Here is a 23,906-nt window from a genome sequence, read left to right on the forward strand (position 1 = left end):
CAAACTATCAAATCGCGCCAGTCATCCGTTCATGGTAAAAATGAAAAACCCTAAGACAACGATGCATCTTAGGATTTTAAATGACAATTATTATATTGTGTTTTTAAGTAAAACCAACGGCAGCTAACTACATGATTGGCTTGATAAAAATTACTTTAAAGCTGATGATTTAAAGTCGATGTATAATAGGTCCACTTTAAATCAAACAGTGCGACTGGGATGAATTTTGCGTAGCCTCTGTGATAGCGGCAAGCAAGAAAAATTTATACCAGTTGCACGTGCTAACTCACGTATCTATTGATTTCAAACCGACTATACGCAGCTTAATTAATCACCTTTAACAATTTTAGGCGGACCTTTTAATAAGTCCTCATCGACAAACTCACTGGCCGAATTATGGTCAGCTGACTCATCGGTAATATAACGCTGCTGATTGCGATATAAGATAAGTCGGTCGCGGCTCATACCGCGCAGTAACGCATACATCATCACAAAGATGACCAACGCAAAGGGCAGACCTGCTACGATAGCCGCCGCTTGCAGGGCATCTAAACCGCCCGCTGCCAATAATATGGCGGCAATCAAACCTTGCATCAACGCCCAAAATAAACGCTGGATTTTGGGTGGATTGGTATCACCGCCCGCCGTCAGCATATCGATGACAAAACTGGCTGAGTCTGATGAGGTCACAAACCAAAGGACAATCATCACCACGATTAATAAGGTAATCGGTTTGGTCAATGGATAATATTCAACCAGCTTAAAGATGGCACTACCGTAATCGGCTTGCACCGCCGCGACCAATCCTGGGCTAACCACCTCAGGATTCATGCCGGCGAGCAGCTCCATTTGTATCGCCACACCGCCAAAAGTCGTAAACCAAAAAAACAAAATCGTCATCGGAATCAGCAGCACGCCAAATACAAACTCACGAATGGTACGTCCACGGCTGATACGCGCAATAAAAACACCGACAAATGGCGACCAGCTGACCCACCATGCCCAATAAAATATCGTCCAAGCTTTTTGCCAATCAGTATTACTATAGGCTTCGCTCCACGTCGACAACGTGACGATGTTTGCCAAGTAGTTGCCTACGTTTTCTATAAAACTGTCAAAGATAAATAGCGTCGGGCCTAAAATTACCATAAACGCCAATAAAATACCGGTCAGCCCCATATTAATATCACTAAGACGTTTGATGCCTTTATCAAGACCGAGCATCAGTGAACCACAAGCTAATGAGGTCACAAAAGCAATGATAATAAACTGTATCGTTAAAGTAGAGGGAATACCAAATAATCCCTCAAGGCCCGCGTTAATTTGCATAACGCCAAGACCTAAAGAGGTCACCACCCCAAACATCGTCCCAAACACGGCTAAGACATCGACCGTATGCCCCCATTTACCATAAATCCTTTGTCCAAGAATAGGATAAAGGGTTGAGCGTATCGATAATGGCAGGCCACGGCGAAAATGGAAATACGCGAGCGACAGCGCAACGATAGTATAAATCGCCCATGCATGCAGCCCCCAATGCAAAAATGACAGATTCATCGCTTGTTTTGCCGACTCAAGGGTTTCTGCTTCCCCAAGCGGCGGTGCCATAAAATGATATAAAGGCTCAGCCGTCCCCCAATACACCAGTCCAATCCCGATGCCCGCCGAAAACAACATTGCAATCCATGAAAATAAGCTATATTGCGGTCGCTCCGTCTGTTTGCCTAGACGTATATCACCGTAGCGACTGGCAGTCAGATAAATACAGAATACCAATGCCATATTGAATAAGATGATAAACAACCAGCGGAATTTTTCGGCGATAAAGGCCTGTAAGAAGCTAAAAAGTGTTGCTGCCGTTTCAGAAAATAACGAACCAAAGATAATAAAACCGACGATTAAGACACTTGAGGTAATAAACACCGGTTTATTTACCTTTGGAAAGGGTCCAAGTTTACTTACTTTTACTTCGTTCATTGGCTAAAACCTTAAATTTAAGAAAGGCTACCTTAACAAACTGCGCCCTAATTATCAATTTACTACAAGATAAGGGCGACTAGACTCTTTTATTAGTAATATGACTCGCAGTCTAATTAGTTATTTAAATGGCTATCGAGGTAGTAATTGCAGCAGCCTACCTTTATCGCCATCTTCTAATAACCACACTTGCCCATCGACAGTTAAGACACTACGAATTCGTTCACCCATATCATAGCGGTAGCGTTCGGCAGCGCCGTTATTGTCAGCAAACTTAACCACGATAAGCGCTTTTGATGACAAGCCGCTGATAAGGGCATTACCTTGCCACGCTGGGAAATCATTATATTTACCAGTCTGATAAATGCTAATCGACGACGGTGATATTACAGGCGTCCACGATATTTTTGGCGCGACGAAATCAGGGCGCGTATCATGATCAGGGATATCCGTCCCGGAATAATTGCGTCCGTTCGAGACCACGGGCCAGCCGTAATTATTGCCTTTTTCTATCAGATTAAATTCGTCACCACCGCGCGGCCCCATTTCATGCGCCCACAACCTACCTTTATCATCGAACGCCATACCAAGTACGTTACGATGACCAATCGTCCAAAATTGGGCGGCAATGTCGCTACCATTTTGTGCAAATGGATTATCGGCTGGCACTGAACCATCGCCATGTAATCTGATAATTTTTCCCAGATTCACACTCATATCTTGGGCTGGTGTTTTTTCTTGACGCTCACCTGAGCTGATATATAAATACTGCCCGTCAGGTGAAAAAAGCAAGCGATGGCTATAATGCCCTCGTCCTTTTAGTTTCGGGGTTTGCTCCCAGATGGGCGTTATGGCTTGCAAGCGTGGCGCGTCAGTATCTAAGCCCGTTAATGTGGCTTTGATAACTTTTGCCCCAAATTTATTACTGTCGCTTCCTGTGCCCGCCTCGACATAGCTGATATAGATATTATTAGAAGTAGCAAAATCCGGCGCAAGAATGATATCGCCAAGTCCGCCCTGCCCGCCATACGCTACTTTTGGCACACCATTAACGCTTGTCTTTACACCTGTTGCCGTATCAACAATCAAAAGCTCGCCTGCTTTTTGGGTTATGAGCAGTCTGAGTGGCTGATTATGAATGCGAGGTAATGCGGTCATTGCCCAAGGCTCGTCAAAGCTAGCAACCGTCTTGGTTGTAAAGGTAGGTTTTTCAGTATTGGCTAGGGACTCTTCGACAGAGGCTTGTCCTTCTTTATACTCGGTCAAATCTTTATTGGTATTGACGGCGGCAGGATTGGAGCATGCAGAAGCACTAAACAGCAGTGACGTCATGACTAATGATAATAGTAATGGCGTATTTGTTGATTTTTCATAGGTTATCATCCTGATTTATCTCCTTAGTTTTGCCGTCTTTTTATGTGCCTTATCGTTATTTATACCACAATCAAAGCGCGCAAACGGTAAATAATATTGGCACAAAAAAACCCCTTACCTGCCTATATAAGATATAGATAAGTAAAGGGTTTTTAGGTTTATACCATTCAGCAAATGATATTTAACCTTAGCTCATTCTAAGCTTATCAAACGTTAGCTTATCATCAGCGCCGACATCGATTTTGATAATATCGCCTGGGACGAAATCACCGGCCAACAGTTTCAATGATAATGGGTTTTCGATCTCTTGCTGAATAGCACGTTTGAGTGGACGCGCACCATACACAGGATCGTAACCAATAGCGACTAGTTTGTTCATCGCATCGGCTGACAGCTCGATATCCATCTCACGCTCTTGGAGACGCTGACGTAGACGCTGCAACTGAATGTCAGCAATACCAGCCATCTGCGACATGCCAAGCGGATGGAATACCACAATCTCATCGATACGGTTGACAAACTCTGGGCGGAAATGCTGTCCGACCGAATCCATCACCTCAGACTTGATGTCTTCATAGCTCTCGCCGACCATCTCTTGGATTTTGTGTGAGCCTAAGTTACTGGTCATCACAATCACCGTGTTTTTGAAGTCGACCACGCGACCCTGTGAGTCCGTTAAGCGACCATCGTCCAATACTTGTAGCAAGATATTAAACACATCAGGATGCGCTTTTTCGACCTCATCAAACAGTATCACGCTATAAGGCTTACGGCGTACCGCTTCGGTCAACGTACCGCCCTCTTCATAACCGACATAGCCTGGAGGCGCGCCCACTAAGCGGCTGACGCTGTGTTTCTCCATATACTCACTCATGTCGATACGGATGATGGCATCCTCACTATCAAACAAGAAGTTGGCCAGTGATTTGGTCAGCTCAGTTTTACCAACCCCCGTAGGCCCTAAAAATAAGAACGAACCCAATGGGCGGTTGGGATCAGATAACCCAGCTCGGCTACGACGCACAGCGTTGGCGACTGCTTTGACCGCTTCATCTTGACCGATGACGCGCTCATGCAGCTTCTCTTCCATAGCCAACATCTTGTCACGCTCGCCTTGCAGCATTTTGCTGACAGGAATTCCCGTCGCGGCTGCCACCACCTCTGCGATCTCGTTGTCCGTGACTTTATTACGCAGCAGTTTGGCACCGCCATTATCACCTGCCAGCTCTTTTTGCTCGGCCAAATCAGACTCTGTGATACGGCGCTCAAGCTGTGGAATCGTCTCGTACTGCAGCTTACTCATGGTCTCGTAGTCACCTTCGCGGCTGGCTTTGTCATAAGCGATACGCGCTTTGTCCAGCTCGTCTTTTAGCTGCTGACTGCCTTTAACCAGCGCTTTTTCCGCTTGCCAAATCTCATTGAGATCGGCGTACTCTTTTTCTAGCTCTTCAATTTGTGCATCGAGCACTTTACGCTCTGCTTGTGCGCCGGCATCTTCTTCGTTTTTGAGTACTTCGCGCTGCATTTTTAGCTGAATCAAACGGCTATCGAGCTTACCAAGCGCTTCAGGCTTGCTGTCCATCTCCATGCGCAGGCGACTTGCCGCTTCATCGATTAAATCAATCGCCTTATCTGGCAATTTGCGATCGGTAATATAACGATGGCTCATGCGCGCTGCGGCAATAATCGCGCTGTCTTGAATATCGACACCGTGATGCAGCTCATAACGCTCTTTTAGACCACGCAAAATCGCAATGGTGTCTTCAACCGTTGGCTCATCAACCAATACTTTTTGGAAGCGGCGCTCAAGCGCGGCATCTTTTTCGATATATTGGCGGTACTCATCTAGCGTCGTTGCGCCCACACAGTGTAGCTCACCACGTGCTAGCGCTGGTTTTAGCATATTACCAGCATCCATCGCACCATCGGCTTTGCCAGCACCTACCAAAGTATGCAACTCATCGATAAATAGAATGACATTGCCTTCTTGCTTTGACAAGTCACTGAGTACCGCTTTGAGTCGCTCTTCAAACTCACCACGGAATTTTGCACCCGCAATCAATGAGCCTAGATCTAACGACAGCACTTCTTTGCGGCGTAGTCCCTCTGGTACATCACCATTGATGATTTTTTGTGCTAGGCCTTCGACGATGGCTGTCTTACCGACACCCGGTTCACCGATGAGCACGGGGTTGTTTTTGGTGCGGCGCGAGAGCACCTGAATGGTACGGCGAATCTCTTCATCGCGACCAATCACAGGGTCAAGCTTACCAAGTTCCGCCTGTTCAGTTAAGTTAATCGTATATTTATTCAGCGCATCACGCTGATCTTCAGCATTTTGATTATTCACGGTTTCATCACCTCGCAGTTGCTCAATGACCGCTTTTAGTTTACTTGCCGTCACCCCAGCACTTTCAAATATCTTTTTGGTGTCGCCTTGCTCAGCAAGTGCCAACATCACCCATTCAGTCGCGATAAAATCATCGCCTTCTTTTTGTGCTTGACGGTCTGCCAAGTTCAAAATTTTAACCGAATTCGGGTTTAAATTAACGTCACCTGTTGGCTCACTAATCGTTGCTTGATTGTCGAGCGCCTTTGCCACGCCATTTTTTAGCGCAGGAATAGACGCGCCTGCTTGTTGGCAGATAGATAAATTAGACTCATCCTGTAGCAATACTGCAAGCAGATGCACGGGATCAATACCTGTATGGTCACGTCCCAATGCTAGGCTCTGTGCTTCTTGAATGGCTGATTGCAATTTCTGGGTAAATTTTTCGAACCTCATAATTGTGTCCTTTTATAATTAGTATTATCAGTCAGTGAATGCAACATAAAATACCGAACGCGCAGCGTTTAAAACATAGCGCTTATCGTCAATTTTATCGTGTCTCAATCACCGTTAGTTGTTATATATATAGGGTATAACATACAAGATTTCAACCTACTTATGCAATTTGTCAATCAATATCTATGACTTATTAGTAAATACTGAAAAATAGTAAGATTTTATACAGGTAAAAACCTTACCCATAGCAATGATATTATCACAAACTATCAATAGGCACACTAAGAGAATATTTCAAGAGAATAAATAAAAAAAACAACTAAAAGAGAGGCTTGCTCAACAATGAAAGGCAAGCAAGAGACAGCTATAGCAAAGATTTTAATGCGCTGTAACTGCTAGAAATTTACTACACGATAGCCAGCATTAACATAACGCTCATTCTACAATTTCTATCGATGTACCAACCTTAACTGCCGCCATAATCTCATCCATCTCATTATCAGTGACGGCAATGCAACCATCGGTCCAATCACGTTGTTGGCTAATCCATGCTAGATGACCGAAGCCGTTCATCTGCCCATGAATCATAATATCGCCACCAGGATGGACGCCGCGTGATCGTGCCCGAGCTTTGTCCGCAGCATTGGGGTAGCTTATATGGATGGAGCGATGGGCAATAGAGTTCTCATTCTTATAATCTAAGATGTACGCCCCCACGGGTGTGCGCTCATCGCCTTGCTGCTGTTTATGACCAACCGGACTATCCCCTAGCGCAATACGATAGGACTTAATGACTTTATCACCGCTCAATAGCTGCAAAATACGATCGGATTTATCGACAAAAACTTTATCGATAACCACCGTGCTGGAAATAGGCTGACCATTATTGCCTGTACTTTTTGCATCCGAGGAGGCTGTTTTCACATACCCTATCGCACTGGTGCTCATAATAGTGGTCAGTCCCAGTCCTATCACGACAAACAATCGACGCGGCTTTTTACTAAAATGTAGAGAAAGAAATGACATAGGCTTTAATAACTCCGTTTAGCGTTAGAAAGTGAAATGGCAACATACCACGCTATTAACTTACCAAAGCACTATGCCAGTTTTTGTGAAAATTTCATGGATAACATTAGGGCGTGTCCTCAATTCAATCGTTTACTTTCTAAATGGCCTAAAAATAGCTAAGTTTTGCCAAACATCGTCAAATAGCTTATTAATATCTCGATATTATTTGCGCTACTTTCCTTGTTTGACAGCAATTTACCTCATTTTTATCACTATTTTCAAAATGAGGACACGCCCTAGGATCTTTTGAACATAAAAATTGCGTTAATACCATTACACCATACGAATCGCGCCATCTAAGCGAATGACTTCTCCATTGAGATAGGCATTATCAATGATATGCATGACCAACTTGGCAAACTCATTGGGATTGCCCAGACGCTTAGGATAAGGTACGCCCGCCTCTAGTTGCTCGCGCGCTTTTTCAGGAATGGTCTCCATCATCGGTGTGGCAAAGACGCCCGGCGCGATAGTCATCACGCGAATACCATGACGTGCCAGCTCACGTGCTAGCGGTAAAGTGAGACCGACGACACCTGCTTTTGACGATGAATAGCTCGCTTGCCCGACTTGCCCATCAAAAGCTGCGATAGAAGCCGTATTAATAATGACGCCATTATCAGCGTTCTTCTCTACGGAGCTGTCTGCGGTATTGGCATTTGCTACACGCTTTGCAATACTGGCTGCGACCAGACGCGCGACATTAAAAGAACCGACAAGATTAATATTGACGCCGCGACTAAAAGCATCGAGATCTGCTGGGTTGTTATCACGGTCCAGCAGCTTTTGCACCACAGCGATACCTGCACAGTTAATAGAACCTTGCAGACCGCCAAATTCTTTTTCCGCCACTTCAACAGCCGCTTGCACCTCATCGCCACTGGTCACATCACAACGTGCAAAGCGTACATTATCACCCAGCTCATTAACCAAAGCTTGCCCAGTTGACTCGTTCAAATCAGCAATGACGACCTTGCCGCCTTGACTCACGATAGCGCGAACCACTGACTCACCTAAACCTGACGCACCGCCTGTGACCAAAAAGCTGTGTTGTTCAATTTGCATAACAATTCCTTTAATGGATGTTTTATTACTATTCTTATAGGCTAACTATTTTATTATTTTCAAATAATATGAATGCTTCGACTCATTTATGCCGCAGACAAACTACGCAACAAGAAACGCTGGATTTTACCGCTTGGCGTTTTTGGTAGCTCCGACACAAATTCAACCTCACGCGGGTAAGCATGCGTCGATAGACGTTTACGTACCAAGTCTTGAATCTCTTTAGCAATCTCATCCGTCCCTTCGATGCCATCTTTTAGCACCACATAAGACTTAATCGTATGACCGCGCACCTCATCTGGTATGCCAACTGCTGCGGATTCTGCCACTGCCTCATGCTCAAGCACGGTATTCTCCACATCTGTCGGCCCTACGCGGTAACCTGCTGTAATGATAATGTCATCATCACGCCCAGAAAACCAATAGCTACCATCGCTATGGCGCTCGACCACATCGCCAGTCAAATAGTAATCATCCACAAAGGCGTCTTTTTCATTCCAGCTATAACCGCGGAAATAAAACGCAGGCGATTGGCTAACCACTACGGCAAGCTGTCCTTGTTCACCATCAGGCAATACTTGCATGTCATCACCTAATACGACGAGTGTGTGACCCGGTAGCGCCATGCCCATCGAACCAGTAGGACATTCATGTGCTAATGCATGGTGCGCACAGCAGGTCATGCCCGTCTCTGTTTGACCATATTGGTCCTTTACTTGGCAGTTTAAATAGGTTTCAACCCAATTAACCACTTCGGTATTTAAAGTTTCGCCTGCTGAATTGGCACAGCGCAGTGCTAAACGGGCGCTAGCATCGTCATGTGATTTCTCAAACACACCGCTCGATTTCATCATCCGAAACGCCGTTGGCGAAGAAGCTAAATTGGTAATTTTATGGCGAACCATAAAGTCAAGAGTATTAGCCGCATCAAAGCCCGCCTCGTTAAAGTAAGTCGTGACGCCCATCAGTAAAGGTCCCGTAATCGCGTAATATAGCCCATACGCCCAGCCGGGATCGGCCATATTCCAGTAGTTATCATCGGCGCGCAAGTCAATCGCATAGCGCATATACAGATAAAAAGCAGATAACGCTGATAACGGCACACTGACGCCCTTTGATTTACCGACCGTACCTGAGGTAAACATTTGCAAAAACGGCGCATCTTCATCTAACAAAACAGCCTCTAGCGTTTGCGGCTGGGTCGCCATCATCTGAGCATAATTATCATCAGACCATTTGCTTTCATTATCAGCTTGCGCATTATTCTTACTGCCAACCATGACCATTTTGGTTTGCTCGGCTAAGTCTTCAAATTTACTACGATTATCAATATTGGTAAAAACCACTTTGGTATTGGCTTTATCCATGCGGTATTTAATCGAATCATAGCCAAAAGCGGTAAATAGGGGTTGATAGACTGCGCCAATCCGCCAAGTCGCTAGTACAATGGTGAGCAGCTCAGGGGTACGCGGTAGCATGGTCGCTACTTGGTCGCCAACTTGTACGCCGTAGGATGTTAATAAATTGGCCACTTGCGCACTGGCTTTATCAAGCTCAGCAAAAGTCATGCGCGTCACATTGCCAGCGGTATCTTCATGCACTAAGGCTAGATTATCGCCGCGTCCATCACGCACATGACGACCGCAGCAGGCCATATAAGCATTTAAACGGTCATCTAAATGCTCGCCATAGATTTCTGCCAATAACGCATTCATATCAAAATTATGATAGTAATCGTTGTAGCTCGTTGGTGTGTGGGTAGTATCTTTAGTAGAGTTTGCGGACGAATGATTGGAAGATGTGGTGTTCATAAGCTAATCCTTTAGCAATAGAGAGTCGCTGACGATAGACGATATCAGCACTTTATTAGAAGTCAAACAGTCCTATCCTAGTCACTATTTGCTCTTATGGTTCGCGCATATTAAAATGCGTATACTCTATTAGTAACGCATTTTTATATTTATATCAATACATAACGTATCATTTTCAGAAATTAATACGAGTTTTGCTAAAAATAAGTTTATTGAATAGCATTTAAAAAGCCTAGCAGCGCTTTCTCTTCACAGCTTTGATATTGTTTGGTACGGCCACGGCGTGCTTGTTTATAACACTCAAAAAACTGCCCTGCTAAAAAGCGCTCGATAATAACCGGATTGATATAAGATGCTCGGCAAACAGCAGGCGTATTGCCAAGCTCTTCTGCCACCACTTTAACCATATCAACGACCAGCTGCTGGCGCTCATTACTATTAGGCTCACTGGCTAATATTTCTCTGCCCTCGACAGTCTGCAGCTCGTCGTACAAATAACTGGCCGCAAGGACGCTTGCCATCCAAGTACGAAAATCCTTGGCGCTATATACATTGCTGCTGTATGTCTTGCCCTCACTATGATGACCGCCAGTATGCGACCGTATATAGTCATTGATATCGCTACTATCGACGACTTGCTTATCACCATTATCATCCAAATATTTAAAAATCTGATAACCAGGAAGCTCAGAGCAGGCTTGTACAATCTCAATTAAACGCTCGTCTTGCAGTTCAATATGATGCTCTTTAGCGCTTTTACCCACAAAATCAAACGCCAAGCCATTATCCGTTTCGCTGACGTGCTTGCTGCGTAACGTACTGAGGCCATAGCTTTTATTGAGCTTGGCATAGCGGCTATTACCGATACGAATTAAGGTGGTTTCCAGCAATTTAACCACGGCGGCAAGTACATTGGCGCGTGATAGTGGCGCTGCTTCCAAGTCTTTTTCGACTTGCGCTCGCAGGTTTGGCAACGTTTCAGCAAAGCCTATCATCGCTGCAAACTTAGCATTGTCTCACACGCGATTCCATTCGGGATGATATAGGTACTGCTTGCGCGCTTTATCATCGCGGCCTGTCGATTGCAGATGACCTTTATCATCTTGGCATATCCAAACCTCTGACCACATCGGTGGTATCACCAGCGCATCAAAACGCTGGCGTAACGCTTTATTTTTGACCGTTTTGCCGGTGGCGTCTTTATAAGTAAAGCCGCGGCCCCAACGCCTACGCGTAAACCCCGGCTCATCGTCGCTGACGTAGCGTAAGTTGGCCAAGCGCGCCAAATGTTCATAATCATGGCGCACATCTTGCATGGTTGTTTGGTCATCTAGCTTCGCCATAAAAAATACTCAATTAGTCAAATAGTCGTTTTAGGATAATGAATTGCGGCTATTTTTGCTGTTTGTTTGCCACAAGCAAAGTGTAATCGATGTGTAAAACACCGCTTTGAAAGGTTCTAAACGATGAGATTTTAAGCCATAATTCGCTGAACCCCACAACTTAAGTCAAATAAATATAATGACAAATACTTTGATAAAAATAGCCTCATTATTTATAGCTCCATTGTCTAAAGCGGATTACGACGCTTGGTTAAAATTGTGGCAAAATTATTTAACCTTTTATGAAACTCGCCTACCGCCAAGTACTACAGAAAAGACATGGCGCAACCTGCTTGATGACGATATGCCGATTTATGGTTTTGGCGCATGGCAGAACGACATACTAGTAGGTATCACGCATGTGGTGCTACATCCAAATACTTGGAATACGACAGAATGCTGTTACTTAGAAGATTTATACGTTAGTGAGGCGGTTCGCGGGCAAGGCGTTGGACGCGCACTGATCGAACAGGTGTATGAATTTGCCAATAACAAAAACTGCAACCGTGTTTATTGGACGACGCAAGAAGGCAATGCGACGGCGCGCAAACTCTATGATGTAATCGCTATTAAAACTGATATGGTGCAATATCGCAAAGATTTATGACTTAAACTTATCTAAAAACACAGCTATAAAAAAACGCCAAGTGTTAAACGCTTGGCGTTTTTTTACGACACAAATCTAAACTAAAAACGATTATTTACCATAAGTACATAAATAAGCACTTTCAACGTTTACTTTTACTTGAAACTTCTGATTGGCTTCAACGGTAAATTGCTCGCCAGCCTTAAAGGTTTGCCATTCATCGCTTTCTGGCAATTTGACCGTCAATGCCCCACTGACTACGCTCATGGTTTCGAATTCGCTAGTACCAAACTCATACTCACCAATTTCCATCACGCCGACGGTAGCTGGCAGGGTCGCTGTTTGAAAAGCAATAGAAGTCACTTTATTATCAAAATAGTTATTAACGCTTGGCATAATTTTCCTTAATTAAATATTGATTGGACTTTCAAAGTTGTCTTAAAAACTGTCTTTCAAATGGCATTAATGGTAGCCTAAATTTACAGCCCAGCTTTTAAGCTTGCTACAATAAATTGATCGAGGTCGCCATCTAATACCGCGCCAGTATTAAAGGTTTCAACACCAGTACGCAAGTCTTTGATACGCGAGTCATCGAGTACATAAGAGCGGATTTGACTGCCCCAACCGACATCAGATTTATTATCCTCAACCGCTTGCTGACTCTCCATACGTTTTTGCATCTCAAGCTCATATAACTTGGCACGGAGCATTTTCATCGCCGTCGCTTTGTTACCATGTTGGCTGCGCTCGTTCTGACAAGTGACTACCACGCCACTTGGCTCGTGAGTGATACGCACCGCAGAATCGGTGGTGTTCACGTGCTGACCACCCGCGCCTGACGAGCGATAGGTATCGATACGCAAATCGGCTGGGTTGATATCAATCTCGACGTTGTCATCAATTTCAGGTGACACAAAAACAGCAGCAAACGAGGTATGACGACCATTATTACTATCAAATGGCGATTTACGCACTAAGCGATGCACGCCAATTTCGGTACGTAACCAACCAAAGGCATAATCGCCTTTAATCTCAATCGTCGCTGACTTAATCCCAGCCACACTACCTGACGATACTTCAATGACGTCGACCTTAAAACCATGAGACTCGGCCCAGCGCGTATACATCCGCAGCAGCATTTCCGCCCAATCTTGCGCTTCGGTGCCGCCACTACCTGACTGAATATCCAAGTAGCAATTGTTTGGATCCATCTCACCGCTAAACATCCGGCGAAACTCTAAATCAGCAACGCGTTTCTCTGCATTATCGAGCTCTGCTTGCACATCCGCAAGCAAGGATTCGTCTTCTGCTTCTACTGCTAAATCAAGAATGGCAGCGGCATCTGCTAAAGTCGTTTCAAGCGAAACCACCACGTCGATGACGCCATCAAGCTGGCTTTTTTCTTTATTAATCTTGGTCGCGCGCTCTGGATCATTCCATAGCTCGGGGTTTTCCAGTTCTAAATTGACTTCTTCTAAGCGTTCTTGCTTACCGTCGAAGTCAAAGATACCTCCGCAAATCCTGCCCACGCTCAGATAAATCTTTGATACGTTCTTGATACGGATTGATTTCCATAAAGTTTCCTGTCTTTTTAAATAAATATCTTACTGATATGGCGCTATTTTAAATGAGATTGACGCTAAATAGTTGGCTAATTAGTACTACCTGTATATTAAATAGTTATAGACCAGCTAAATCGACCAATCTTCTACTGCCCAGCGATGGGCCAGCGCGTGCGCATGCAGGGCATCATCGGGTGACACGCAGATAGCCACATCCGCCCATTCGAGTAATGGAATGTCATTTTTGGAATCTGAATAGGCATAAGTTTTATCAAAAGTGATACCCGCTAATTGCTTTTTATTAAGCCACTTGTCTAGATGGTAGATTTTACCTTCTTTAAAATTGGGCTTATCGATTAATTTACCGGTATAACGCTCGTTTTGTATCTCAAGTGGCGTTGATAGTACATTACTCTCTTCAATACCAAAACGCTTAGCAATCGCCGACACTACAAAATCATTGGTGGCAGAAATAATCACCACGTCGTGACCCTGCTCGACGTGATGACAGAGCGCCTCCATGGCTTTTGGGCGAATATGCGGCTCGATTTCCGTCTTAATATAGTCTTCGCGCAGCTCATGCAGCCTGTCCATCGGTAAGCTACTTAAGAATTGTGCGACAAATTCATTATATTCGGTCGCATCAAGCGTACCTTCGATATAATCTTGATAAAACTTTTGGTTGGCGGTGCGATATTCAGCTTCGTCAACCAGATTATGCTTAACGATATACTCACCCCATAGGTAATCGCTATCGACATCGAGTAAAGTATGGTCTAAATCAAAAAGTGCCAACTCTTTTGGAGCCTGTCCTGCTTGTGTTGCCTGCATAATGGAACCTTATTCTTGTTTATTAAAGGAATGATTTTTTAGATATAAATGATTTTTGAAATAAAGAGCTTAAAATAAAGAGTAATGAATATAAAATTTGCTGAATAAACTTTTAGAAGCCCACTGTTTGCCAAACAAAATTATGCTAACTTGTTTACTTTAATATCCCATTAGCTTATCTTTAGCCTGCTGAATAATAAAAATAGAGAAATTTATGAAAGCGACTGATGATAAAACTGCTTTGTCTAACCGACCGCGACCTCCTGCCCGCTCAATCAGAGAAATCAGGCGACGGCAGTTAGGCAAAAGCTATCAATCGCCTTTAGAGCGTCTACTTTATGCGCTGTTAAACGCTCTGTTATATGGTTTTGGCGGCTTACTTATCGACCTTGCCATCGTTGTTATTCGCTCAATAGCCGGTATGGGCAATGGCGAGATATTCTGGCTATTTACGCCGTTTATGCTAATTTTGGGGGCGTTAACAGGTTTTATCGTCGGTAAAAGCGCCGGTGCTGAAAGCGTTAATGCCTTAAATATCGACGATACCGGTAATAATCATTATCTTAGTGACCATTCTATTCGCCATGATATCTTTCGCGGCCTGATTATCGGCATTATCATTTTTGCCGTTATTTGGCTTATCATGATGCTAATGGCATAAAATTCCGCTTTCTGATACCTCAATCAGGCATCGCTATTTCTGTTAAGCCAGTTTTAAATTTCTGACAGCGCTCCGCATAATGCATAGCTGATAGCTTTAACATTGCCGCTTGCTCATCGCTTAAGGTTTTGACCACTTTTGCAGGAGCGCCCATCACCAGTGAATTATCCGGTATCTCTTTACCTTCGGTGACCAAGGCTTTGGCACCAATGATACAGTTTTTGCCGATCTTGGCATTATTTAACACCACCGCACCGATACCAATCAGGCTATTATCACCAACTTCGCAACCATGCAACATCGCTAAATGGCCAATGGTGACGTAATCGCCGATTTTAACCTCAATCCCTGCATCGGTATGAATGACGCTGTTTTCTTGCACGTTACTATAATCACCGATATGAATGCGCTCGTTATCACCGCGAATCACCGCCCCAAACCAGACGTTGGCCTTATGACCCAAATACACATCGCCTATCACCCGTGCAGTATCAGCAACCCAACCATCAAATGGGACTGCAAACTCTGGCGTTTTGTCTAAATATTGATAAATCATCATCCATCCTTAGTCATTATTTTCATAAACGTTTATAAATAGTAAAAGTGTGGTAAAAAATGATGGCGTTGTAGTCTTGTCTTAAATAAACATGGTGTAAAGCTTGTAAGTCATAAATAGTTTTAAAAGTTTATAAAAACTATTTTATAAAAACTTTATAGTATAATGCCGCCAATAAATCCTCTTTAGGCTCGCCGCCATGTTTATCTATAAAAGCAGTAAAAAGCATCCAACGACCATCTTATTATCTAGCGTCCTATTAACCAGTGGCGTTATCGTCACTCTTCCTGCTCACGCAGACAGTAGCACTACTAGTAAGGTAGGCGATGTGCTGGCCTTTGCCATTCCAGCTGCTGCTTACGGTAGCACTTATTATATGGATGATAAAGAGGGTCGTCAGCAATTTTACTATTCATTTGCCACTAACGTTGCTACGACGCAAGTCCTAAAATCGGTGATAGATAAAGAGCGACCCAATGGCCGTGATGAGGATTCCTTTCCTTCTGGTCATACCTCGATGGCGTTTCAGGGTGCCAGCTTTATCCATAAACGCTATGGCTTAGAATACAGTATTCCTGCGTATATTGGCGCAGGTTTCGTAGCTTATAGTCGTGTTGAAGCCGATGAGCATGATGTGGCCGACGTGGTCGCAGGGGCAGCATTAGGGGTTGCCAGTAGTATGTATTTGACCAAAAGCTATTATGACGACCAATTGCACATCGCTACCAATTTAGCACCCGACTATTATGGGGTGTCGGTGCATTATAATTTTTAATAGCACTTATTTATCCCATTTGAAAGCACTAAATACAGACATTAGAAATAACAGAAGAGATAAGATGCTAGCCCTTAACGCAAAACTCTAGTATAATGCGCAAAATCTGTGCCAAAGCGAGCGGACATGATGCAAGTTACTCATTCACCCTTAGTGAATCCTGTACCTTTTCATCTATGATGTCTTCTCGCTTTTTTGTGGAAAAAATTTGGCTTCAGCCCTTTTTTTTGTGTATTTAGCAGTATTTAAATACCTCTAAAAAGCCATTTTAGCGCAACATTTTTACCATAAAACATCACGGCACTCACCCATAACAGCGGAGGCAACCCTTGAATTCATCGGCAGAAATACAAGCAATTTTGGCACTAGCAGACGGTACTATTTTTCGCGGTTTGAGTATCGGTAGTCTTGGTCATCGTGTCGGTGAGGTGGTATTTAATACAGCCATGACAGGGTACCAAGAAATCCTAACCGACCCAAGTTACGCGCGCCAGCTAGTCACCCTCACCTATCCGCACATCGGCAATACCGGCACCAACGCTGAAGATGTCGAGTCTGGTAATGGCCATCAAGTATGGGCTGAAGGGCTTATTATTCGTGACGCGACGATGGTCACTTCAAACTTCCGCAACTCTGAGTCATTGACGGATTATTTACAGAACCATGATACGGTTGCCATTGCTGATATCGATACCCGACAGTTGACGCGCTTATTACGTGATAAAGGTGCACAAAACAGTTGTATCATGACCGCTTCTAACGGCGCAACGATTAGCAGCGACGACGAAGCTCAAGCGATTAAATTGGCGCAAGAATTCGCTGGCATCGAAGGCATGGACTTGGCAAAAGAATGCTGTACGCCAACGACGTTTGAGTGGACAGCGGGCAGCTGGGATTTATCAGATACTCTGCTTAACCGTGATGTACCGGGTAGCCATGATAGCGGTACAGGCGGTTTCTTTAAACAGCTTGGCACCCATGTCGACTCAAAATACAACGTCGTCGCCTACGACTTCGGTAGCAAAACCAATATTCTACGTATGCTCGTAGACCGTGGTTGTCATGTAACTGTCGTACCCGCACAAACCCCTATCGCAGACGTACTTGCAATGAATCCAGACGGTATCTTCTTATCAAATGGCCCTGGCGACCCAGCTGCTTGTGACTATGCTATCGATGCGGTCCGTCATATCATTGAAGAAACCGACATTCCAACCTTTGGTATCTGCTTAGGTCATCAGCTAATCGGTCTTGCCAGCGGTGCCAACACCATTAAAATGAAAACCGGTCATCACGGTGCCAACCATCCAGTACAAGACTTGGCCACTGGTACGGTGATGATTACCAGTCAAAACCATGGTTTTGCCGTTGATGAAGACACCTTGCCTGATAACGTTAAATCTACCCATCGCTCATTATTTGATGGTACTAACCAAGGGATTGAGCTGACCAATAAGCCAGTCTTTAGTTTCCAAGGTCACCCAGAAGCCAGCCCTGGCCCACATGATGCTGCGCCACTGTTTGATAGGTTTGCGGATATGATGGAAAAGGCTAAAGCATAAAATAGATATTCTTTTACAGCTTAGATCATGCTCGATGATTTAAGCTGACCCACACAAAACACAATAGTATTTTTTAAATACTGTTTTATCCAAATATAAACCAATTAAAACATCATATAACGAAGGTAGCCCTAACTATGCCAAAACGTACCGACATAAAAAGCATTCTTATCATTGGCGCAGGCCCTATCGTCATCGGCCAAGCATGTGAGTTTGACTACTCAGGCGCGCAGGCGTGTAAAGCGCTAAAAGAAGAAGGCTACCGCGTCATCTTGGTCAACTCAAACCCTGCAACCATCATGACCGACCCTGTCATGGCTGATGCGACTTATATCGAGCCGATTACCTGGCAGACGGTTGAGCAAATCATTGCTAAAGAGCGTCCGGATGCTATCCTGCCAACGATGGGCGGACAGACAGCGCTAAACTGTGCTTTAGACCTAGACAAACATGGCGTCTTGACCAAATACAACTGTGAATTGATTGGCGCGACCAAAGACTCAATCGAGATGGCAGAAGACCGCAACTTATTTGATAAAGCCATGAAGCGTATCGGCCTTGAGTGCCCGCGTGCTGAAACCGCTGAAACCATGGAAGAAGCCTTTGCAACCCAAGAAAAAATGGGCTATCCGTGCATCATTCGTCCGTCATTCACCATGGGCGGTTCAGGCGGTGGTATTGCGTACAATCGCGACGAATTTATCGAGATTTGTGAGCGCGGTTTTGACTTATCACCGAACCATCAATTGCTTATTGATGAGTCACTAATCGGTTGGAAAGAATATGAGATGGAAGTGGTTCGTGATAAAAACGACAACTGCATCATCATTTGTGCGATTGAGAACTTTGACCCAATGGGCGTGCATACCGGCGACTCAATCACAGTCGCCCCAGCACAAACTTTGACCGACAAAGAATACCAAATCATGCGTAATGCTTCATTAGCCGTACTGCGTGAAATCGGTGTGGAAACAGGCGGCTCAAACGTCCAGTTCGGTATCAACCCTGACACGGGTCGTATGGTCGTCATCGAGATGAACCCGCGTGTCTCACGCTCATCGGCATTGGCATCAAAAGCAACCGGCTTCCCGATTGCTAAAATCGCTGCCAAATTGGCGATTGGTTATACCCTAGATGAATTGCAAAATGACATCACAGGCGGCAAAACGCCAGCGAGCTTTGAGCCGGCGCTCGATTATGTTGTGACCAAAATACCTCGCTTTAACTTTGAGAAATTCCCACAAGCCGACAGTGTGTTATCAACCCAGATGAAATCGGTTGGTGAAGTGATGGCAATCGGTCGTAACTTCCAAGAATCGATGCAAAAAGCGCTGCGCGGCATGGAAACCGGCAATGATGGTTTTGATGAGCAAATCGACTTAGCAAAAGTTAGTATTGAGAAAGCCCGTAGCGAGATTAACAATCGCTTAACCATTCCAACGCCTGAACGCATTTATTATCTTGCCGATGCTTTCCGTATCGGCATGAGTGTCGATGAAGTGTTTAATTTAACCAAAATCGATCCATGGTTTTTGGTACAAATTGAAGACATTGTCAAAACCGAAGCACAAGTTAAAGCCCTAGGCTTTGGCGGTTTAACTGAGCAAAACCTGCGTAGCTTTAAGCGTAAAGGCTTATCGGATTTACGTTTGGCAAAACTGCTTGGCGTCTCACAAAAACAGCTACGTAAAAAGCGTTGGGATTTGAACGTTTATCCAGTATATAAACGCGTCGATACCTGTGCGGCAGAGTTTGCCACCAGCACCGCTTATATGTACTCAACGTACGATAGCGAATGTGAAGCCAATCCAACGGATAACAAGAAAATCATGGTTATCGGTGGTGGTCCTAACCGTATCGGTCAAGGTATCGAGTTTGACTATTGCTGTGTTCACGCTGCCCTTGCCATGCGCGAAGACGGCTACGAGACCATCATGGTTAACTGTAACCCTGAAACGGTTTCAACCGATTATGACACCTCTGACCGTCTGTATTTTGAGCCAATCACGCTTGAAGATGTGTTAGAGATTGTGCGTATCGAAAATCCAGACGGCGTGATTGTGCAATTTGGCGGTCAAACCCCATTAAAACTGGCGCGTGCGCTTGAAGCTGCTGGCGTCAAAATCATCGGTACCAGCCCTGATGCGATCGACCGCGCTGAAGACCGCGAACGCTTTCAGCATATGATTCAGCAATTGAACCTTGTGCAACCAACCAATGCGTTAGCGACAAGCTTAGAAGATGGTTTGGTCAAAGCCAAAGACGTTGGCTATCCGCTAGTAGTCCGCCCGTCTTATGTACTCGGTGGTCGCGCGATGGAAATCGTCTATAACGAAGACGAGTTAAGACATTACTTGCGCACGGCGGTACAAGCATCAAACGAAGCGCCTGTACTCCTTGACCGCTTCTTAGATGATGCCATTGAAGTCGATGTTGATTGTGTTTGCGACGGTACTGATGTGGTGATTGGCGGTATCATGCAGCATATCGAACAAGCTGGCGTGCACTCTGGCGACTCGGCCTGCTCACTGCCGCCTTACTCATTATCAGATGAGCTTTGCGATAAAATGCGCGCGCAAACCGTTGCGATGGCAAAAGAGCTTGGCGTCGTCGGTTTGATGAACGTTCAGTTCGCGGTAAAAGGCGAAACGGTTTACATTCTAGAGGTGAACCCACGTGCAGCTCGTACCGTACCTTTCGTATCTAAATGTATCGGTACGTCATTAGCACAGGTCGCGGCGCGCTGTATGGCTGGTACGTCATTGAAAGATCAAGGTTTTACCACTGAAATCGTCCCAGCATTTTATGCGGTCAAAGAAGCGGTATTCCCATTTGCTAAATTTCCGGGTGTTGACCCAATCTTGAGCCCCGAGATGAAATCAACTGGTGAAGTGATGGGTGTGGGTAAAACCTTTGGCGAAGCATTCTACAAAGCGGTTATCGGTAGTAATGAGCGCCTGCCAGGTCTACCAACTGAGGGCGAAACCAAAACTGTCTTTATCTCGGTGCGTGATAGCGATAAAGAACAAGTTACTCCTATCGCTCGCCAGCTTCTAGATTTTGGCTTTAACATTGTTGCCACCACTGGTACGCAAAAAGTACTGGCGGAAAACGGTATTGAATGTAAGCAAATTAACAAAGTCACCGAAGGTCGCCCACATATCGTCGATGCCTTGAAAAATGGCAAAATTGACCTTATTATCAATACTACTGAAGGCAAACAAGCGCAAGAGGATTCATTCTCTATCCGCCGCAGTGCCCTACAAGGTAAAGTATTCTACGTCACGACATTAGGCGCGGCAGATGCAGTTTGTAAATCTTATGCGATTGACCTACCGTTTGATGTGTATAAGCTACAAGATTTGCATGAACAAGCAAAGACTATCGCTTAGCACTATTGACTTGATGGTATAATTTCAGTAGATTAAGCATCATAGCGACGCTTATTTAAAAGCGTTGGCAAAAATTATGTCTGGTTTTTATACGACTATAGTACTTAAAAAAATTGTACTTTAGAAAAATAAATTTTTTAAAAGATAAACCTAAAAAGCATAGTGGCTGAACTGCGACTATGCTTTTTATTACGTAAGGTTAAGGCGTCTTTTCGGTAAGTGTATCCGTGCTGATAGTTAATCGCTAAGTGTGCAGTTACTTAGGACGCAGCCTCAACCTCATTCTTTTTATATTACATACTCATTGCAACAACACTGACACCATCTCATCATGAAATGGTGCCCGTGTTATTGGTTTAAGGAAAAAACATGCAACGTTATCCCATGACTCCACAAGGACATGCGGCGCTAGAAGCCGAACTAAAACAGTTAAAAAGTGTCGACCGTCCACGTATTACAGCGGCTATCGCTGAGGCGCGCGAACATGGCGACTTAAAAGAAAACGCTGAATATCATGCCGCTCGCGAACAACAAGGTTTTTGCGAAGCGCGTATCCGTGATATCGAAGCCAAGCTTGGCGCTGCACAGGTCATCGACCCTACTACGCTACCAAATGATGGCCGAGTGGTATTTGGCGTGAGTGTGGTCATCGAAAATATGGATACCGAAGAAGAAAAACAATACAAAATCGTCGGTGATGACGAAGCTGACTTTAAAGCTGGCAAAATCTCAGTCAACTCCCCAATTGCGCGTGGTTTGATTGGCAAATCTGAAGGCGACGAAGCCCGTATCGAAACGCCAAAAGGCATAGTCGAATATGAAATCATGAAAGTGATTTACGATTAATATTGGTTATTTTGTAGATAAATAGATCACCTTAAAAAAGCTTTTGATAACAAAAGCTTTTTTTGTAGATAGGTATAGTTAATTAGATATAAAAACGATACAGCGAGATGAAAAGTTGTTTTTCGCAGCATCTGTCGGCGTAGGCACAGCACGCAAGAAAAACAACTTTTCATTGAACGATTTGATAGCGACGTATCTGATTTATTTGTATTCAACTATATATTTTTAGTGCAGCTGATAGATGCAAAAAATAGTACACAACGTCATTATTAGTAGAGTATTAGTTACACAATACAGCTTTTTTACTCAATTCGTTTTAGCGCATAATTGTTCACACATTAAGTGCTAAGTATTTGACTAAAATAATGATGGAATGATAGCAAGTGTTGGCTATCTTAAGTACCTTTGCCCTCGTTATTTGACATGGTTTACATGCTCATTTAACGGGGGTTTTTTCTTATATAAGCGTTGTTTTTCTCGACCTTATTTTTTAAATTTTGTTTTTTTGCTACTTCATTAGCGGCTTTATTTACTGCTATTTTAAAGGAATCTATTATGACCACGCCTATCAATACGCCAGCATTTCAGGCTACGAATAAAAAAGCGCTTAAACACGCCTTCATTAAAAAAAACACTATTCCTACAGCCATATCAATGGTCTTAGCGGGTAGTTTTCTGACGCTAACTGCTGCCCAAGCTGCACCTGAAGTCACGGTCGTACCATCTGTGAGCAACAGCACCACAGTGGTCGAAAGTTACTCAGACGGCAAAACAGCGGTTATCACTGCGACGCCGAATGGCATCACCATGCAAGATGGTATGCCGTTTTACCGCACACAAGTGAGTACTGCGCCCCGTTATGTGGTTCGCTCAGGCGCTAATACTGTCGTTACTCAAGGCAATGCCACGGTCACGAGCGTACCTGTGACCAACCAAGTCACTAATCAAACCAGCAGAGTTGACGTCATAGCGGTTCCAACGACCAGCGTGACCGAAGTCTTGCCTGTGACGCCGGTGACCCAGTTGCCCGTCATCCATACACCAACGACCACCGTCGTCACTAATCAACCGGCAACGACGCAAATCGTTTCTACCTCTTTAGATACTCTGCAATTGACCCCAACTTTTAGCACGCCTGGTGTGGTTAATGCCCAAACCAAAGTCATGAAAATATTAAAAAATAAAGATGGTCGTGAAGTGGCCGTACCCGCCAATCATATCGCGCCTGGTGACGTCATCGAATATCACACCACTTATACCAATACCACCGCGCAGCCTGTTACTGATATCAATGCGATGGTGTCATTGCCAAATGGTGTCCAATTAGTGTCACTAAACAGTCCATTACCAACGCTTGCGACTACTGGTGGCGATAGCTATCAAACTATCCAAAAAGTGGGCAATACCGTGGTTGTAAAAGAAAACTATTCTGGTCTTAAATGGAACTTGGTTGATCTAAGTCCAAATGCTGCTCAGACCGTCGTTATACGAGCTAAAGTTCAGTAATGACGACCTTATAAAATATCATATTTTACTAAAGAATTACTCTAAAGCCTTGCAAACGCGAGGCTTTTGTCATTTTAAAGAAGAATAAAGCTCCAACTATACTTGTTAATATTTTTTATTTTCAAGCGACACTATCTGTCGTCTTGTTTATCTAATTATCCTACCTT

Annotated in this window: 18 protein-coding genes and 1 pseudogene; 7 read left to right on the forward strand and 12 right to left on the reverse strand. The window is 44.3% G+C overall.

Annotated elements, in window-relative coordinates:
• Positions 1-327 precede the first annotated feature (327 nt).
• The 8 genes and pseudogenes from CXF58_RS07975 to CXF58_RS14045 all read right to left on the reverse strand — a co-directional run bounded on the left by CXF58_RS07975 (position 328) and on the right by CXF58_RS14045 (position 11,423).
• A complete protein-coding gene (locus CXF58_RS07975) occupies positions 328-1,977 on the reverse strand; it encodes a BCCT family transporter (protein ID WP_102077144.1) in 1,650 nt (549 codons plus the stop codon).
• 132 nt (positions 1,978-2,109) lie between these two features.
• Positions 2,110-3,360, reverse strand: coding sequence for a PQQ-dependent sugar dehydrogenase (locus CXF58_RS07980; protein WP_102077145.1), 1,251 nt, complete (start codon positions 3,358-3,360; stop codon positions 2,110-2,112).
• A gap of 178 nt (positions 3,361-3,538) precedes the next feature.
• Entirely contained in the window at positions 3,539-6,136 is a 2,598-nt protein-coding gene (gene clpB / locus CXF58_RS07985) for an ATP-dependent chaperone ClpB (RefSeq protein ID WP_068408838.1), read from the reverse strand.
• Positions 6,137-6,571: 435 nt separating this feature from the next.
• On the reverse strand, positions 6,572-7,162 hold the full coding sequence (locus CXF58_RS07990) for a L,D-transpeptidase family protein (RefSeq protein ID WP_068408836.1): 591 nt from the start codon (positions 7,160-7,162) through the stop codon (positions 6,572-6,574).
• Positions 7,163-7,477: 315 nt separating this feature from the next.
• Positions 7,478-8,269 carry an SDR family NAD(P)-dependent oxidoreductase gene (locus CXF58_RS07995; RefSeq protein ID WP_068408835.1) on the reverse strand — a complete coding sequence of 264 codons (792 nt, stop codon included), beginning with the start codon at positions 8,267-8,269 and terminating at the stop codon, positions 7,478-7,480.
• Positions 8,270-8,355: 86 nt separating this feature from the next.
• Positions 8,356-10,080: an AMP-binding protein gene (locus CXF58_RS08000; RefSeq protein WP_068408833.1), complete on the reverse strand. Its 1,725-nt coding sequence runs from the start codon at positions 10,078-10,080 to the stop codon at positions 8,356-8,358.
• Between the two features lie 209 nt (positions 10,081-10,289).
• Positions 10,290-11,084, reverse strand: a pseudogene (locus tag CXF58_RS08005) (DNA topoisomerase IB); the annotation flags it as partial.
• A 12-nt stretch (positions 11,085-11,096) separates the two neighbouring features.
• A complete protein-coding gene (locus CXF58_RS14045) occupies positions 11,097-11,423 on the reverse strand; it encodes a hypothetical protein (RefSeq protein ID WP_228706573.1) in 327 nt (108 codons plus the stop codon).
• 190 nt (positions 11,424-11,613) lie between these two features.
• Between CXF58_RS14045 and CXF58_RS08010 the strand changes: the two genes are divergently transcribed.
• Positions 11,614-12,069 (forward strand): GNAT family N-acetyltransferase, encoded by a 456-nt coding sequence (locus tag CXF58_RS08010; protein WP_228706574.1) that lies wholly within the window; start codon positions 11,614-11,616, stop codon positions 12,067-12,069.
• 90 nt (positions 12,070-12,159) lie between these two features.
• On the opposite strand, the gene CXF58_RS08015 is transcribed toward CXF58_RS08010, so the two are convergent.
• The 3 genes from CXF58_RS08015 to CXF58_RS08025 all read right to left on the reverse strand — a co-directional run bounded on the left by CXF58_RS08015 (position 12,160) and on the right by CXF58_RS08025 (position 14,441).
• The gene (locus CXF58_RS08015; RefSeq protein WP_102077146.1) at positions 12,160-12,444 is read right to left on the reverse strand and encodes a pyrimidine/purine nucleoside phosphorylase; all 285 of its coding nucleotides are present in this window, start codon (positions 12,442-12,444) and stop codon (positions 12,160-12,162) included.
• Between the two features lie 83 nt (positions 12,445-12,527).
• Positions 12,528-13,623, reverse strand: a protein-coding gene (gene prfB / locus CXF58_RS08020) for a peptide chain release factor 2 (protein WP_102077147.1) whose coding sequence is annotated in 2 segments (ribosomal slippage) — positions 12,528-13,550 and positions 13,552-13,623 — 1,095 coding nt in all. Because the reading frame shifts where the segments join, the coding sequence is not laid out codon by codon here.
• A gap of 116 nt (positions 13,624-13,739) precedes the next feature.
• Positions 13,740-14,441 carry an HAD family hydrolase gene (locus CXF58_RS08025; RefSeq protein WP_102077148.1) on the reverse strand — a complete coding sequence of 234 codons (702 nt, stop codon included), beginning with the start codon at positions 14,439-14,441 and terminating at the stop codon, positions 13,740-13,742.
• Positions 14,442-14,655: 214 nt separating this feature from the next.
• Between CXF58_RS08025 and CXF58_RS08030 the strand changes: the two genes are divergently transcribed.
• A complete protein-coding gene (locus tag CXF58_RS08030; RefSeq protein ID WP_102077149.1) occupies positions 14,656-15,102 on the forward strand; it encodes a hypothetical protein in 447 nt (148 codons plus the stop codon).
• Positions 15,103-15,121: 19 nt separating this feature from the next.
• Here the strand turns inward: CXF58_RS08030 and CXF58_RS08035 are convergent, their stop codons facing one another.
• Entirely contained in the window at positions 15,122-15,658 is a 537-nt protein-coding gene (locus CXF58_RS08035; protein WP_102077150.1) for a gamma carbonic anhydrase family protein, read from the reverse strand.
• A 199-nt stretch (positions 15,659-15,857) separates the two neighbouring features.
• Here CXF58_RS08035 and CXF58_RS08040 point away from each other — a divergent pair, with 199 nt between their 5' ends.
• The 5 genes from CXF58_RS08040 (at position 15,858) to CXF58_RS08060 (ending at position 23,739) form a co-directional block, all read left to right on the forward strand.
• Positions 15,858-16,433: a phosphatase PAP2 family protein gene (locus CXF58_RS08040; protein ID WP_102077151.1), complete on the forward strand. Its 576-nt coding sequence runs from the start codon at positions 15,858-15,860 to the stop codon at positions 16,431-16,433.
• Positions 16,434-16,762: 329 nt separating this feature from the next.
• A complete protein-coding gene (gene carA / locus CXF58_RS08045) occupies positions 16,763-17,995 on the forward strand; it encodes a glutamine-hydrolyzing carbamoyl-phosphate synthase small subunit (RefSeq protein ID WP_102077152.1) in 1,233 nt (410 codons plus the stop codon).
• 137 nt (positions 17,996-18,132) lie between these two features.
• Positions 18,133-21,387 (forward strand): carbamoyl-phosphate synthase large subunit, encoded by a 3,255-nt coding sequence (gene carB / locus CXF58_RS08050; protein WP_102077153.1) that lies wholly within the window; start codon positions 18,133-18,135, stop codon positions 21,385-21,387.
• Positions 21,388-21,756: 369 nt separating this feature from the next.
• Positions 21,757-22,233, forward strand: a complete 477-nt coding sequence (greA, locus tag CXF58_RS08055) for a transcription elongation factor GreA (protein ID WP_068408815.1) — start codon at positions 21,757-21,759, stop codon at positions 22,231-22,233.
• A gap of 555 nt (positions 22,234-22,788) precedes the next feature.
• Positions 22,789-23,739, forward strand: a complete 951-nt coding sequence (locus CXF58_RS08060) for a hypothetical protein (RefSeq protein ID WP_227514916.1) — start codon at positions 22,789-22,791, stop codon at positions 23,737-23,739.
• Positions 23,740-23,906 lie beyond the last annotated feature (167 nt).

It is taken from the genome of Psychrobacter sp. Sarcosine-02u-2, assembly GCF_002836335.1.
GTDB classification, from domain to species: domain Bacteria; phylum Pseudomonadota; class Gammaproteobacteria; order Pseudomonadales; family Moraxellaceae; genus Psychrobacter; species Psychrobacter faecalis.